The organism is Pseudoalteromonas sp. SG41-1, from assembly GCF_014164575.1.
Classification (GTDB): Bacteria; Pseudomonadota; Gammaproteobacteria; order Enterobacterales; family Alteromonadaceae; genus Pseudoalteromonas; species Pseudoalteromonas rhizosphaerae.
In genome coordinates, this window is sequence record NZ_JACJFL010000002.1 from 124,263 (window position 1) to 140,411 (window position 16,149).

The following is a 16,149-nucleotide window of genomic DNA, read 5'->3' on the forward strand; positions in this document are numbered from 1 at the left end:
GGGCTTTAAAATTAATTTAATTTGTAAGTTACTTTAGCAAATTAGAATGTGTATTTAACACCTACACGCATTTCCCAAAGTGACGGCTTAGTTTCTACACTTGCACCTGCTGGATCATTAAAGCTGGTGTAAACGTATTGACCATTAACAATTTCAGTCGTTACAGCGTTTTGTAATGCGCTGCCGCTTTTCAGCACGCCCCAATCGTCATTTAGCATGTTACCGATGTTTTTGATAACAAAGTATGCTGAGCCTTTTTGATCATCAGTAAAGCCCATAAATTCTTGCTCAACTTTGAAATCGAACGTAACCCACCAATCACCATCAATGCTGTTACGGTTATTGATTTTACCGCGAGTTAGGCCTTCGCTTTCAACCCACTCATTAAAGGCTGCTTGATCAAAATCTGCACCATAAACAACTTGGCTGTCGTCAAGTGTTGGTACATACAATAATTGACGAGCAGCATCGTTGTATCCCATACCACCTGATCTTGAGTCAAATCCATATGAGTAAGGTGTTGTTTGTTGTGCTTGACCAAATAGGTTGAACTTAGTCTCGTAACCATCAAATAACTCATGGCTATACGCTAAACTCATCGTAAAGCGGTGCGGAATTTCATAGTTAGATGTTGCCACACCTGGGTTTTCAGAATCAGACACCGCAACGTAATGATAGTTAGAAAATGCTACAGAGCTAGTCATCGGGTTAACATCTTTAGACACTGTATATGCATAAGAAAGAGCAAAATCGATGCCATTATCAAATGACTTGTTCATTGCAAGAGACAGAATATGCGAGTAAGCATCATCGCCTTTAACATTGGTTAACAAGAAGTCTGAACCACCATTGTAAATTGGGCGACCATCTGGCGCTACACCAGTTTTTTCATATGCTAAGTTTTTAACAATGGCTGAATCTTGCTTATCGGTATAAAGGTAGTCAACATTAAACACATAATCGCTTTCAGTGATATAAGTACCACCTAGTGAGAATTTCCATTCTGATGGAATTTCAAAGTTAGGATCCGTCACATTTACATCAGCATCAGCACCACCTTGGCCTACTTTATCATATAAGCCTTGTGGAATATCGTAACCAGGTTGACCTGCGCCATTGAATGCTATTGCATCAGGACCAAGGATTTGGATATTTCTTTGATTAACTTGAACATTACGAACACCATCGTTTGAATAGCTGTTAGAAATCCATACGTTAGGGTTACCACCTGAATATAAGCCAATACCGCCGCGCAATTCTAACTGATCATTATATATCCAGTTAACACCTAAGCGTGGTTGAAGTAAGTCAACCCCATCAAGATTTTGGCTATTTGAATAGCCATAACGTTCTTCAAAGTTAGCATTATAAGTTGGTGTATCATCACTGGTATACCAGTCATAACGAAGACCTGCAGTAAATGTTACATCATAATCAATAAGTGCAAACTTATCTTGGAAATACACTGTATTCAGTGCATATTTGAATTCACCCGCGGCATCATCAGGATTTTGGCTTGAAGCGTTACCATAGTAAATTCTGTCTACAAAGCCGCTTTCAAACTCTTCAATAGAACCAAAACGGTATTCACCTTCATTATGCTGTACAAATAAGTTGAAAACATCAAGCTCTTCACGCTCATAGCCAAATGATAGCTCATGGTCTTCAAGGTAATATGTACCACCTAATTTAAGTGATAAATTATCATACTTAAGTTTGTTCGCTTGGCGAGAGTCATCAGGACCCATGTAAATATCAATATCACCAGTATCGATTCTAAACTCACCAAAACCAGATGCTGCATCAAGTGAATTTTGACGATTATCAAGTTTTGAGTAACCTACGCGAACTTCAGTTGAAAAGTTATCAGTCCAATCTGAATATACTGATGCTACGTAAGATTGTAGCTCAGCACCACGCTCATAAAAATGATTAGATAAAGCGATTTCGCTAGAATCTGCGTCTGACTGGGCTAGGCTGAAGCCGTCGTTATAGTTATAAACAAAGCTTGCACGGTGAGCTTCGTTAATATTCCAATCTAGCTTAACTAAGATTTTTTCATCTTCAACTGGCATGCTAGGTACCATAGTACCTGGGTCATAATTATATTTATCGATAGCAATTTGGGTAACGCGATCAATAGTTGCTTGATCAATTCGACCGTTAGCAAATGGCGTATAATTAAAAATTTGTGCGCCTTCAAGCTTCTCATAAGAAGTGAATAAGAATAGCTTATCTTCAATAAGAGGAAGGCCTACGTTAAAGCCGTAACGTTTTTCTGAGTAATCACCAAGCTCTTGTTTCTCGCCTTCAATTGAGTCACCTGACATTGAGTCATTGGTATAATCATAGAAGAAACCACCAGTGATTTCGTTGGTACCTGACTTTGTTACGGCGTTAATGTTACATGAAGTAAAACCACCATATTGAACATCAAATGGTGCAAGTTCTACTGCAACTTGTGCAATTGAATCAAACGAGAAAGGCATTCTTTCAGTAGGGTAACCACTTGAGTTTAAGCCAAAGTTATCGTTCATACGAACGCCGTCAACAGTTAAGCTGTTAAAACGTGGGTTACCGCCGCCACAATTGATAGCACCAGCGTTTGTTTCATCGATATAGATACGTGGATCAGCGCGAATAATATCTTTTAAGTCACGGTTAATAGCTGGTTTGTTTTCTAAATCATCTAAAGTGAAATAAGCAGCTGGACCTGTGCTGCCTGATTGAGCGCTAATTGGCGCGCCACTAACAACGATTTGTTCCATTTGTTGCGAGCGAAGTGCAACAGTTACTGGGTAAGTTTGACCAAGTGTTAAATAAACATCATCAAGTTGAGTATCTTCATATTTATCAGAATCAACAATGATTTTATATGGGCCGCCTACGCGTAAACCTTTTGTAGAGAAGTTACCTTGTTCATTTACTGTTGTTGTTTTTGTTGAACCAGAAGGTAAGTGGATAATAGTAATTTGAGTACCAGTGGCTGGGTTGCCATTTGGACCTGTGATTTGGCCTTTTACAGATGATGCAGTTTCATTTGCAAACGCTGCGCCACTTACGCCAACACAAGCTGCGATAGCAAGTGAAAGTGCTGTTTTGCGTAGTTGAATTTTCATTATTAATTTCCCGTGTAAGGTGTAATATTTTTAGTTTTGGTATTAATTTGCTCGGATTTTCCAAGCAGCTAAATTGTACCCTATTATTTCATTACAAATAAGTTACATTGCACATAAATTTGTAATAAAAGTAGTTTAGAACAAAACTGCGGTTTTTCGAGCAATTTAGTACCCATGAGTCAATCTACTCATTAAATATGACAAAAGTATGAAACCCAGTGCTTTATGCATAAAAAAACCCGCTAAAAGCGGGTTTTACATAGAGTTTTAAAAATTAGAACTTGTAGCTGATACCAATCTTAGCTTGCCATGTTGATGAGCTCGTTATTTGGCTATAGTTTCTTACATCAGCGCCACCGAAGCTATTATCAATAATATAGCGTCCTTGGTCATCAAGACCACCAAAATCATAAATTGATTGGTCTGAATAGCCTAAGCGCTTTTCTATACCCCAATCGCTATTAAGTAGGTTAGCGAAATTATCAATCATAAGGTATAGCTCGCCACTATGGCCGTTAGCAAAGCCAGGGATTTCTTGTTTAATGCTGATGTCCATGGTGGTAACCCAAGGCTGCGTTCCAGTATTTTTACCGATAATGCCGCCGCGTTGAGAGATACCTGCGCGATCTAAACGCTCTGCTAATTGTGCCCAATTCATTTCAGAATCAGCCCAATTGACATTCGCATCATCAGCACCCGTTGGAATATAGGCCAAATAAGCACTGTTGCTAAATAAAGAACTTGTGTCGCCTAAGTGAGCATCTTTATACATATTCATTGTATAACTAAATGGACGACCAGAACGGCGTTCAAAATACATATTAAATTTAGTCGCATAACCGGCAATAAACTCAGCATTGTAGCCTAAGTTAATTTTGAAACTGTGCTCAACTTCATAAAAGCCACGTGCTGCCACATCTTGATTACGATTAGCCGTAATATTATGCTTATAGTTACCTTCAGCTTGCGACGCTGATCCAACAGAAGACTCAGTAACATCTTGATGAGCATAACTTGCAGAAACAAATAAACCGTTATCCCATTCTTTAGCAATACCAGTAGAGATAATGACAGAGCGACCATCGTCGGTTGAATTAGTCATTGCAATATCAACATTATCTTTCAATGCACCACTGTAGATGGTTTCATTAATTACACGCTCGCCGTCAGCAGCTAAACCGATAGGACGGATAGAGGTATTATGCCATACAGCTTCATTTTCTTTTTTGTGGTAAGCAATTTCGGCCTGCCATTTAAAGCCATTTCCTAATAGTTCAGAATCAAACTCATATTCAAAGCCAACTTGGGCACGAATACTTGAAGGTAGCTTGAAGTCAGGATCAATGTAAGCGGTGCTTCCAGCGCCTTTCTCTAACGAATTTTTTATAACATCAGGGACCTGAGTGATATCTGCTGGGTTATTTTGGTAGTAGTCGTTTATTACACTATTTGGTGCAGAAACGAGGGTAATACCATCTTTTTGAAATGAGTTGTTATACCAGACATTTGGAATGCCACCTTGGAAACGACCAATTCCTCCGTTGATAGTTAATGCTTCAGTTGCATAATACTTAAAGCCAACTCAAGGTAGAATAATATCTAAACCATCTAGGTTTTCTTGATTACTATAACCATAGGTGTTTAGAAAGCTTTCATTAAGAGTTGGTTTATCATCAGATGATAAGCGCTCATAGCGAAGCCCAGCTGTCACTTCTAAGTCATCATTTAAGTAAAAGGTATCTTCAATATATAAAGCTAATTGACTACGTGTTGCATCATAGGCGGTATCTGCTGAATTATTAGTGTACGCATTTTGATATGAGAAGTTGTATGCACTCACTTCGCGGTTAGCAAATTGATCAAGACTAGTGAATTTCCATGTACCTAATGAGTTCTCAGCAAACAAGTTATATAAACGAAGTGACTCATATTGAGCCCCAAAGTTTATTTCGTGCTCGTCCATTAGATAAGTTGCATCAAGTGTCAGTGTTAAGTTTTCAGTTTCAGATTTATTAGCATGGCGATATCTATCAGTACCAAAATTAAAACTAGGGCCATTTCTGCCATCTTCTTCTACGGTGATGCTACCTAAGTTAGAGCGAGTAACACTGTCAGAGGTTACATCTTTATAGGCAATACCAATCTCTGTTGAAAAGTCTTCAGTCCAATCAGAATAAAGCTTAGTGGCAAAGTTATTAAACTTAGTAACATATGCATATGTATTTGATTTTAATACAATGTTATTGCCACCCTTACTAAAGTTACGCTCATCTTGATCATCTTGCCATTGATACGTGAAATCTAGGCGATGCTCATCACTGGCATTCCAACTAAGCTTAACCAATAAATTTTTATTGGTGTCTTCAGGTGCCCCCGCTAATGAATCGGTTAAACCATATTCGTCATTTAAAATAGCAATAAAGCGATTGTAGCTGTCTTCGGTTATATTGAATTCATTCGCTGCACCTGAATCTTCAAAGCCATACTCTAAATCCTGCTCACTTGACCACTGTGCGTAGTTTACAAAGTAAAATAGTTCATCTTTAATAACTGCGCCACCGACATTAAAACCAAAACGTTGTTCAGTTTGAATAGGTTTTACTTTATTTGTTGAATAAGTTTTATAACCGGCTTCATCTGTATCTTCTTCGTTAATTGTTTGAACATCGCCGGCCATATCAGGTGTAGATGTTTCATAGAAACCTGAAAATTTGAATTCATTAGTACCAGACTTCGTTACGGCGTTTATTGTACCGCCGCCAAAGTTACCTTTAGAAGCTGAAAAAGGCGATACGTCAACTGAAACTTGCTCTATTGCGTCAAGTGAAACAGGAGGTTGAGACGTCGGGTAGCCACCAAAATTTAAACCAAAGTCATCGTTTTGACCGATACCATCAACAGTTAGACCGTTAGTACGAGGGTTGCTCCCCGCAAAAGTTAACTCGCCATTACCATTGATACTTGCTAAAGGATTTAGACGGGCAATATCTTTAATGTCACGGTTAAAGCTTGGCATGTTACTGATTGTATCTTCGCCAAAGGTACTGCTTGAACCACCAGATTGCTGAATAATTTTATAGCCTGATACTTCAATTTTTTCGATGTTAGCTGCTTGAAGCTGAGAATTAAGACGATATGTATCGCCCAGTTCTAAATATATGTTTTCAAGCATGGTATCGGTAAATTGGTCTGAATCAATAAACACAGTGTAAGGGCCGCCAACACGTAAACCATTGGCAATAAAGGTACCGCTTTCATTGGTTGTTAATTCGCTTACAGTGCCAGTTGGTTGGTGAATAACTTTAATTTTCACATTTGCAGCTGCAGTGCCAGAAGGTGTAGTAATTTTACCACGCATAGCGGATGAGGTATCTGCTGCCATTACGCTTGTAGAAACACCTAAGGCTAGGATCACAGCCCCAGTTAATTTCGAAAGGCGAAGCTTATTCATTTTGTTGATTCCCGTGGAAAGTTAAGGTTTATTACTTGTTTGTGTTAGCTGACATCTTAAGTGCCTTTGCTAACGGTTTTGCTGAACTATCAAATAACGTATTTAATAATCCTGCTAATCGAATACCGGCTTGTTGTAAGCGAGTTTTAATAATCGGTGTATTTTCGTAAATGTAGCTAAAGCCAATCTCGTCATTATTTAGCTTGTATAGTTTGTCAGCTAAATTGTGTGACTCTGTTACCCATTGCTCTGGTGAACTGGCTAGGTACTCGGTAATTATTTCTGCATTATCAGTATCAATAAACTGCGCGAATTCAGTGAATGATAGGTTCTCATTTTCGATTAATTTAGTGTCCCACAATGAGTGCAGGTTGGTTGGCTGGCCAAAAAAGGTAACGTTAACACGGTTACCACCTCTGTCTTCTGCACGTCCGGCATGAAACGGCTGATGGCTATCGCCAACTAAATGAACAAGAAAGCGTAAGCTAAAACGTTTGGCATCTATTGAGCTGTTTTTGTTTTGTAGTGTATCGATGGCAAAATACATCCCTTCAAGAATGTTGCTTACATTATCTTTATTTAAGTTTTCATCGTGGTTGTGAGTAAATGTAGATGAGTTGCTTGGCGCGTTAATGTAATGCCAACGAGAAGATTTTTTTTGCCAAAAAGGACTCGGATCAGAGCGCATTTCATCAGCCCAAGTAGCAATTTGCGCTAGGCTTTGCCCTCCTAAAAGTGCTTTTAGCTCTGCTTTAGTTGCGTCTGTTATGTGATTTTCTGCAATTTTACCGACAATTCTGTGGCCATTTTGTCCCCAAGCCAATACATTTTGTGATGATAAAAGTACTGCGCCGACTAAAAGATAACTAAATCCATGTGTAATTTTGCGTAACATTTGTGTTTTCCTCAATGATCTTACTTTGGCAAGAGCGGCCTCTTCTATGGCGCAAATTGTCCTGATTTTGAGATAAATAGGAAGGACTCAAAGAAATTCATAATTTCCCATTGATAGTTCTTTTAATTCATAAGCTTAACTGTTTTGGGTAAAATTACTTGTTGTAATAAGTAATTTAAATTGGTCAAATAGAAGGATGAATCGTTTTGGATTGTTGAACTTTTGAAAATTAAACAGCTGCTTTTGCAACACAGCTTCTTTGTTACTGTTTTGTTACTGTTTTTTTTGTTGGTTTGGCTCAGTGGCCAGCTGAGTGTGGTTACATCAACGGGGACCTTGAAGCCTTTAATTGAAACATCTAGTCTTTGTCAGACGAGGGCAACAGAAAACCAAGCGCAATTAATTGTCTATGCCTCGTCGCAAAAGGTCGCTCGTTCTTTAACACAAAACCTGTGTGAAGATCCCGTTGTAGCAAAACAATATGGCGAAGTGATCGCTTTATGGGGTTACCGTACTGCCGATAGCATTGAGTTCATTGGTAAAGGTATTGCTGATTTAATTTTAGCAAAAAACAACATTATGTCAGCCTTCAAAGCTGAATCGACCTATAACTACCAGCCTGTGGTTGGCTTTCCAAGTTATACTGCGTTTTTTATTTCAGCTAAAGAAAAGCCAAAAATTAACAAGCAATACTTTTTGGGGAAACGGATTGGCTTACTTGATTATCCTACAAGCCGATCGGGGCATATACTACCTAAACAAAAGTTTAAAGATTTAGGGATCAACCTTGAAAATTTAAAAATTACTTACGCCAGTTCACATAATGAGCTTAGGGAGTTATTAGCCAATGGACAGGTTGATTTAATAGCCTCTTTTTGGAAGGAAGCAGATCAGGCGCATTTTTCTAAAAATTATATAACTCCAATCAGCGATAATGTAATAGGCACACGTTGGTACTTTAAAATGCAGCATGAGAACACTGATTTGCTGTGCGCTATCCAATCTCAATTAATCCAATTATCTAAGCAGCAAGTGTCGACTTATTTTAATCATGTTGAACCATACTGGCATTGTTCAGCGGGTAAAGCTGAATTCTTAGGAGAGCAACGTGATGAATAATAAGCGCTTGTTTGGCGTGACACTGCTTATTTTTAGTGCGGCGCTATTGACGTTTAAACTCTCTAGTTATCTGCAGCAGGCGCAACATAACGATTTAATAATGGCTGATATTGAAAACCGAATTGCACTAGATTTACCTCGGTTAGACTTATCAAATCGTTTTTTGAAACACTCGGGTAATCATGATGCTATTGTTGGTTATCTACAACGTTTGAATATGCAATTGATACAACAGCCAATTCAAGTTAATACCATCAATGATGTCTCACTGGCATTAACAAATAATGGCCGCGAAAGTCGGATAGAGTATCTTGAAACAAGTGATCAAAAAGTTGCGATTACATTTTTAATTGAGACGCGTTGGTGGCATACAAGCGATATTTATACCTTTATTGTATTGTTATTATTGGCTTTTTTATTTTCTAAGTGGGCTGAACTTATTAACCGAACATCGCTGAAACACTTAGTATTAAAAGAACAAGTAGAGCAACTTCCACTGATTAATGTGCAAGTGAAACTAGTGATTGATTTGCAAGCCAAAGTTTTGGCTATTAATGATAACGCTGAGATAAAAGCTGGCTTAGCTAACAAACCACTGTGTTTTTACTTGGCTTTAATCGAGTTTTGCGTTGAGAATCCGGACGTGACACTTAATCAAAACAAAGATGTGCCGGATGAGTTAATTGAACTTGCTAATAAGTATTTTTACCGATTAACACAACTTGGCCATACTATTCGTAAACGGCCTAATTTTACTAACAGTCTAGAAAAAACCTTGAGTGAAATTAGGGCTGCATTGGATGAGGTACTTATTGAACACTCACAGCTGAAGGAAATATATTACCCTCCTAAGGCACATGGTGAAGGCTCTCGGTCACGGTTACATAGTTATGGTTTATCGAATATCAAAGCAGATGATATAGAGGTGATAGGCAAATAACCTTAACCTGGTTAGTGAGTTAGTTCAGAATAAAAACCTCACACTGCTAATACTTAAACTGTGTGAGGTAAGCTCTGATTATTTAGGAGCAAATTCAATGGCTTTGACTGGACTATTTTCAATAAAGAAGCGTTTTAATGCCTGTGCATCTGTTTCGTCAGTGCTGACAAATCCTTTATGATTTATCAGTATCGGGTAGCCGTCACCGCCAGATGCATTGTAGCTATTAATGCTCATGCGATAGGTTTTGTTTTTATCCAAAGCTTTGCCGTTGATCATCACTTTAGTCAGCGCATTATCGTTACGCTCGAAGCTTAATTTGTGGTATTGCAAATAAGCACCAGAATCCGGTGGGAAACTAGTTACAGTCTCAAGGTAATCCCAAAGCTCTTGGCCTTGCCAATCAATATACGCGATGCGATTTTTAAAAGGGTGTACTTTTAAAATATCTTTATAACTAACTGCACCTGCAGCAATACTATCACGTACGCCACCGCCACTGATGATACCAAAATCGGCGCCAACAACATTCATTTGTGCTTGCACAATAACGCGCGATAAGTTGGTTTGTTGATAACGAACTTTATTGCGATCGCCCTCAAGCTTTGCATCAACATAACCAATTTCACCTTCAATTTGTTTTGCACCTTTGGCTTGGTAATCAGCTAAAAATGTTTTTAAGGCAGCGTCTGGTTTGATGTATTCGTTGGCAAGCTCAGGCTTAATTGAACCATCAGCTTGCGTTTTATCAACGTATAAGTTAACTGGCAATAATTTATAATCTAATAAGGTTAATACGCCGTTTTCTTGTTTAAACTCGGCTTTGCCGACATATTTACCCCATTCATGAGCTTGCATTATCCACGTACCATTTTGTTGGTCTGGTTTACATGTCATACCGGGTTTAAAGTTATCGTCATTTTTATTTTCGCTTGCCATGCACACAGGTTCTTGTGAGTGACCGCCGATGATCATATCAAGGGTATGAGCCGGTAAAGAGCGGGCAAGGGTAACATCGCCAGGTGCATTTATGCCATAATTCGCATCAACATAATGACCCATATGAGTTACTGCAATCGTGATATCCGGTTGATATTGTGCTTTGATTTTCTCAGCTAAAGCTTGGGTTACTGCAACGGGCTCTTGAAATTCAAGGCCGCCGATATACTGCGGGTTGCCTATTTTAGCGGTATCTGTGGTTGTCAAACCAATAACGGCGATTTTCAGCCCCTGTTTGTTAAAAATCTTATAGGATTCGAAGGCATTTTTACCGGTTTTTTTATCAATTATATTAGCCGAAAGAAGCGGGAAATTTGCCCACTGCTGCTGTTGTTTTAAAACACTCAGTGGATTATCAAATTCATGATTACCAATCGCCATCGCATCGTAACCAATTAATGACATTCCTTTAAAATCAGGCTCTGCAAATTGCAGGTCTGATTCTGGAATGCCTGTATTTATATCACCACCAGATAGAAGTAGCACTGCGTGACCTTGTTGCTGCGCATCAGCACGTAACTGGTCGATTAAGGTTTTACGTGCAGCCATACCGTATTCACCTTTTTCGTTATGCCAAAAGCGGCCATGATTATCATTGGTATGTAAAATGGTGAGATAGTGAATATCTGCTGTGTCAGCTTGTTGAACGGAGGTTTGATGATTACTACATGCAGTAATGCTTAGTAATAGGAAAAATGAAAGTAATATGCGCATAATATGACCCGTGTTGTCAGTGTTGTGCTATTTATTAAGCGCATAGTTTAAACTAGTTTTATTGCAAAATAACGTAATTATTCTATTTTAATGTCATCTTGGAAATTTAACTTTCCAGTTGCCGCTAATTGACGTCGCTGTAACTCTTGTTCTGCTAATGCTGATTTTTCATGGTTATTACCCACCATCCAGTTTAAAAAGCTTGCCGGTAACTTAGTGTACGCCTCTCCTTGGTGTAAGCCAAAATCACAGATGTGTTGCTCTTCATACGACATAGTTGTTAATCCTGTTGTGTGTGTTTTATTGTTATAAATAATACTAACAAAATAAACTCGGCTATTAAGACGATTTCGTTTTAAACAAAATTTATTTATAACGTGAGTGAATAACAAGATAATGTAATTACATGTAATTTAAATGTAATCAATTCGGTTTGATTTGTTTAAAGGTACGTTTTGCTATCGTAATCTCCACAAGAGTTCTTTATTATTTGCATTAAATTCACATAACCACAACATTCTTCAGGATAGATATAATAATGAAAAAACTATTACTGTGCGGTTTGTTAACCGCAACCTCATTTGCAAGCCATGCCACTGTAGTTGAAATGCAAACTTCACAAGGCGCTATTAAGGTCGATTTGTTTGATCAACAGACTCCGAAAACGGTCGAGAACTTTTTAAGTTATATACAAAGTGATGCGTACAACCAAACCGTGATCCACCGTTCAATCAAGGACTTTATTATTCAAGGCGGAGGCTTTACTTTTACCGATGATTTTAAAGCGATCACAACGTCATCAGCTGTTGTGAATGAGCCAGAACTATCGAATGTAAAAGGCACGATTGCCATGGCAAAAGTCGGCGGTGATAAAAATAGCGCCACCAGTCAATGGTTTTTTAATCTCAAAGATAATAGTGCAAATTTAGATAAGCAAAATGGCGGTTTTACCGTATTTGGTCAGATTACAGCAGATAGTTATGCAGTGCTTGATAAGATCTCTGCTTTAGTGCATTGCGGTGAAATACCGGTAGTTAATCTCACTAAAGACCAATGTGCAAGTGCAGATACTACGCTGACTATTGCTAATTTAGTGTCGATCAATAGTGTTGTGGTACTGGATAATGATCCAAATTCGTCAGTAAATTTATCTCCAAAAGAAAATACGCTAATTGACGATTCAACTCCAACTCAGCCTGATGATGGGGATAGCTCAAGTGGTAGTATGAGCTGGTTACTACCATTATTATTGCTTGGCTTTAAACGCCGCCGCGCAGCTTAAAGGTATATACTTGCTATCGGGTTATGTGTCCTGATAGCAAACGTAACGCTTTAGAGTGCAAATACCCGCATTACTAATAACACCCACATAGTTAAAACCAGTAAACAGCCAAGCAAAAAGCTATAATAGCGAGGTTTTACGCTATTGCTGCCTAAATGAATAATACTGTGAATGACGCGCGAAATCACAAAACCCCAGGCTAAAGTAATAAATACATAACCCGCTGCATTGAGCTGTAAAGCAGCTAAACAGGCTACAAAAAATAGCACTGGTATTTCAAACTGATTAATAAAGTTTCTACCGGCAATATGTACATCATCACCCGCATTATTTAATTGCATAGTGGCAAAATCTTGCATAGTAATCGTTTTGTTACGCGCCGCACTAAAACGGCGGCGGCCCATGACTACCATTACCGTAAAAGTGAGTAGTACCTGAGAAAACATCGCGAGTAATACATATTTTTCCATTAAGAGTCTCATTTGATAAATAACCTAGCTTTAAGCCTAGCAGTTTGTCTTTATAATTCACAATGTGTTACAAAGTATTTAGAAAAATGATTGCAAGCGTTTTGAATTTTACCGATCATTCAAACAACAAATAAGTATGGATCACATTCTCAATATGAAAAAAATAATTACTTTAAGCGCTATTGCTTTAGCAGTATTAAGTGGCTGCGGCACTACCACCACAGCGGTACAGCAGCAAACGTCATTACTTTCAGATACGCTGGTAATAAGTCCCAACGATACTCGTCAATATAAAACCCTTAAACTTGCGAATGAGATTGAAGTAATTTTAGTGTCGGATCCAACTGCTGAAAAATCAGCCGCTTCATTGAGTGTGGGTGTTGGTTTATTACATGATCCAATCAGCCAGCAGGGAATGGCGCATTATTTAGAGCACATGCTATTTTTAGGCACAGATCGTTACCCAGATACCAAGGGTTACTCTGATTTTATGACTAAAAACGGCGGCGCCCACAATGCTTATACATGGTTAGATATTACTAATTACATGTTTGAAGTAAATAACGATGCTTACGATGAAGCATTGGATCGTTTTGCTGACTTTTTTAAATCCCCTAAGCTTTACCCAGAATACACCGATAAAGAAAAAAACGCAGTAAACGCCGAATGGTCAATGCGTCGCGAGATGGATTTTTTTGGTCAGTTTAAGCTTGCCCGACAAATGATGGGCGATCATCCAGCTAATCGTTTTTTAATCGGTAATCTTGAAACATTAGGTGATAAAGACGGTAGCTCTCTACATAAAGAAACCGTTGATTTTTATAATAAATACTACTCTTCTAACATTATGAAAGTAGCAATGATTTCAAATCTACCACTTGCGGAAATGGAAGCGAAAGCACAAAAATACTTCGCTGATATTGAAGATAAAAAGATCGACAAACCAACTGTTACCACAAAGCTAGATTTTGATAACGTAGGTGGAAAACGCGTTCACTACGCGCCGAATGAAGACGTAAAAGAGTTACAACTTGATTTTACTATTACCGATAACAGCAATGAGTTTGCCGTTAAACCTAACCGTTTTGTAGCATACTTATTAAGCAATGAAATGCAAGGTAGCCCGGCGCAAATTTTGCGTGATAAAGGCTGGGTTTCACAACTTTCAGCCGGGGCAGCACCAACCCAATATGGTAATTACGGTGCGCTGACGGTTAATGTGCAATTAACAGACGAAGGCATGAAAAACCGTGAAACGATCGTTGCAACAATAATGCAATATATTGATTTGATCAAAAAAGAAGGTGTAGATAGTAAATACTTTAATGAAATTCGCACTTCACTTAATAATGAATTTCAATTTTTAGAAAAAGGCGATGAATTTGGCTATGTCAGTAATTTAACTGGTAGCATGCAAGATTATCCACTAAACCACGTTATTAATGCGCCTTTTTATTATGCTAAGTTTGATGCAGCTGCGATCAACAACGTACTTGCGCAACTCAATGCTGATACTCTACGTATTTGGTATACCTCACAGCAAGAAGAAACCGATTCACAATTGCATTTTTACGATGGTAAATACCGCATTGAAGATATCAGTGATGCTGAAATTGCCAGCTGGAGTAAGCCTAGTCAGTTTGCCTTAGCATTACCCACGGTAAACCGTTTATTACCAGAGAGTTTTGCGATTAAAACAGCACAATTTGCAGAGCAAAAACACCCTAAGCTGGTATATGATAAAAATGGCGTAAAAGTATGGCGTCAAGCGAGTCAAAATTTTGCTGAGCAACCGAAAGGTTTGGTCGAAGTTTACTTAAATACCCCAGATGCTTTGACGGATATCAAAGCTAAAGTACTTTATTCAGTATGGTCTGACTTATTTAACTTACAACAAAGCAAGCTAAGTACCGAAGCTGCCGTGGCAGGTATGAGTGTTGGCCTTGAAGCAAGTAACGGACTTATCCTTTCAATGAGTGGTTTTACCGATAAACAAAATGTTTTACTCGCGCAAGCACTGACAAATATTGATGTGCAAGTAACTGAGCAAGGTTTTGCTCAAGCGCTTGATCGTTACCAACGTGATTTATTAAACGCCCAAAAACAATTCCCTTATTATCAAGCGTTTGGTGAGTATTCTAAATTAATACGAACTGGCAGCTTTGACACCGATGCACTGATCAATACGGCAAAAGCATTAACCATTGCAGATTTTGAGCAGCTTAAACAGCATACCTTCGCTAATAACGAAATGCGGGTGTTTACTTATGGTAACTATAACCAAACAGATGTTGAAGCGATAGCTAAAGAGTTAACGGCAGTTTTACCAGCGGCGCATATAAGCACTGAATTTGCGCGCAGTAAAGCGTGGTTACCGCAACCAGGCGAAACGATTGTATTGCAAAAAGATATTGATGTGGCTGATGTAGCTATCATTGATATGACCGTACACCCGATTGCAGGCTATAAGCAAAAAGCGCAAGCGCAAGTCTTACAAGGTCACTTTAGCACCGTCGCGTTTGACAAGTTACGTACTGAAGAGCAATTAGCGTATGCGGTTGGTGGTTTAGCAAGGCCGATTGAAGATTACTCAGCGATTGGCTTGTTTATTCAAACCCCGGTAAAAGATGTAAAAACCATGCAAGCGCGTTTTGAAGAGTTCAAAATGCAATATGCAGTAGAGCTTGATAACATGAGCGAAGAAACGTTTGCTCAACTTAAAAACGCCGTATTAGTGTCGCTTAAACAGCAGCCTAAAAATCTTAGCGATGAAATGGGCCCACTTATTGGCGATTGGTATCGTGAAAACTTTGATTTTGATTCAAAGGATAAGTTAATCGCTGAAGTTGAAAAAGTCACGCTTGCAGATATTAAAGACTACTACCAGCAAACTATGTTAAACCCACAAGCTGCGCGTTTAAACGTACAGCTTCGTGGTAGCAAATTTGCCGACAAACCGTTTGCAGATTTACCAAAACAAACATTGGTAACAGACTTACAAGCGCACTTTAATGGCATTAAATTGCAAAAGTAATTTAGCTAATTGAAGCGTTGAAAAAGATTAAAGCCCAAGCGATTTGCTTGGGCTTTTTTTTATGAATCATTATCTTTTAAATAATTTACAAAATGTACGTACAGTGTAACTATATAAAAAAGGAAC

At 38.5% G+C, this 16,149-nt stretch carries 9 protein-coding genes and 1 pseudogene; 4 read left to right on the plus strand and 6 right to left on the minus strand.

Going from position 1 to position 16,149, the window contains the following annotated elements; genetic code table 11:
* Positions 1-41: 41 nt before the first annotated feature.
* The 3 genes and pseudogenes from H5203_RS02145 to H5203_RS02155 form a co-directional block, all read right to left on the minus strand.
* Complete coding sequence (locus H5203_RS02145) at positions 42-3,119, minus strand: carboxypeptidase regulatory-like domain-containing protein (RefSeq protein ID WP_145234362.1); 3,078 nt, start codon at positions 3,117-3,119, stop codon at positions 42-44.
* Positions 3,120-3,393: 274 nt separating this feature from the next.
* Positions 3,394-6,570, minus strand: a pseudogene (locus tag H5203_RS02150) (TonB-dependent receptor domain-containing protein).
* A gap of 31 nt (positions 6,571-6,601) precedes the next feature.
* Entirely contained in the window at positions 6,602-7,465 is an 864-nt protein-coding gene (locus H5203_RS02155; protein ID WP_182819295.1) for a S1/P1 nuclease, read from the minus strand.
* A gap of 222 nt (positions 7,466-7,687) precedes the next feature.
* On the opposite strand from H5203_RS02155, the gene H5203_RS02160 reads away from it, so the two are divergent.
* Positions 7,688-8,584: a PhnD/SsuA/transferrin family substrate-binding protein gene (locus H5203_RS02160; protein WP_182819296.1), complete on the plus strand. Its 897-nt coding sequence runs from the start codon at positions 7,688-7,690 to the stop codon at positions 8,582-8,584.
* Positions 8,577-9,524 carry a hypothetical protein gene (locus H5203_RS02165; RefSeq protein WP_182819367.1) on the plus strand — a complete coding sequence of 316 codons (948 nt, stop codon included), beginning with the start codon at positions 8,577-8,579 and terminating at the stop codon, positions 9,522-9,524. The genes H5203_RS02160 and H5203_RS02165 overlap by 8 nt, the downstream gene beginning before the upstream one ends.
* 78 nt (positions 9,525-9,602) lie before the next feature.
* Here H5203_RS02165 and ushA read toward each other — a convergent pair whose 3' ends face one another.
* Entirely contained in the window at positions 9,603-11,237 is a 1,635-nt protein-coding gene (gene ushA / locus H5203_RS02170) for a bifunctional UDP-sugar hydrolase/5'-nucleotidase UshA (protein WP_182733985.1), read from the minus strand.
* Between the two features lie 77 nt (positions 11,238-11,314).
* Positions 11,315-11,512, minus strand: a complete 198-nt coding sequence (locus H5203_RS02175) for a hypothetical protein (protein ID WP_145234351.1) — start codon at positions 11,510-11,512, stop codon at positions 11,315-11,317.
* 263 nt (positions 11,513-11,775) lie between these two features.
* Between H5203_RS02175 and H5203_RS02180 the strand changes: the two genes are divergently transcribed.
* On the plus strand, positions 11,776-12,519 hold the full coding sequence (locus H5203_RS02180; RefSeq protein WP_182819297.1) for a peptidylprolyl isomerase: 744 nt from the start codon (positions 11,776-11,778) through the stop codon (positions 12,517-12,519).
* Between the two features lie 50 nt (positions 12,520-12,569).
* On the opposite strand, the gene H5203_RS02185 is transcribed toward H5203_RS02180, so the two are convergent.
* The gene (locus H5203_RS02185; protein WP_149979989.1) at positions 12,570-12,989 is read right to left on the minus strand and encodes an MAPEG family protein; all 420 of its coding nucleotides are present in this window, start codon (positions 12,987-12,989) and stop codon (positions 12,570-12,572) included.
* 154 nt (positions 12,990-13,143) lie between these two features.
* Here H5203_RS02185 and H5203_RS02190 point away from each other — a divergent pair, with 154 nt between their 5' ends.
* Positions 13,144-16,023, plus strand: a complete 2,880-nt coding sequence (locus H5203_RS02190) for an insulinase family protein (protein WP_182757443.1) — start codon at positions 13,144-13,146, stop codon at positions 16,021-16,023.
* Positions 16,024-16,149: the final 126 nt, after the last annotated feature.

Excerpts from the sequence above, each read along its gene's own strand:
- H5203_RS02165 (WP_182819367.1), top strand. The coding sequence starts at position 8,577 with ATGAATAATAAGCGCTTGTTTGGCGTGACACTGCTTATTTTTAGTGCG.
- H5203_RS02180 (WP_182819297.1), top strand. The coding sequence starts at position 11,776 with ATGAAAAAACTATTACTGTGCGGTTTGTTAACCGCAACCTCATTTGCA.
- H5203_RS02175 (WP_145234351.1), bottom strand. The coding sequence starts at position 11,512 with ATGTCGTATGAAGAGCAACACATCTGTGATTTTGGCTTACACCAAGGA.
- H5203_RS02190 (WP_182757443.1), top strand. The coding sequence starts at position 13,144 with ATGAAAAAAATAATTACTTTAAGCGCTATTGCTTTAGCAGTATTAAGT.
- H5203_RS02185 (WP_149979989.1), bottom strand. The coding sequence starts at position 12,989 with ATGGAAAAATATGTATTACTCGCGATGTTTTCTCAGGTACTACTCACT.
- H5203_RS02155 (WP_182819295.1), bottom strand. The coding sequence starts at position 7,465 with ATGTTACGCAAAATTACACATGGATTTAGTTATCTTTTAGTCGGCGCA.
- ushA (WP_182733985.1), bottom strand. The coding sequence starts at position 11,237 with ATGCGCATATTACTTTCATTTTTCCTATTACTAAGCATTACTGCATGT.
- H5203_RS02145 (WP_145234362.1), bottom strand. The coding sequence starts at position 3,119 with ATGAAAATTCAACTACGCAAAACAGCACTTTCACTTGCTATCGCAGCT.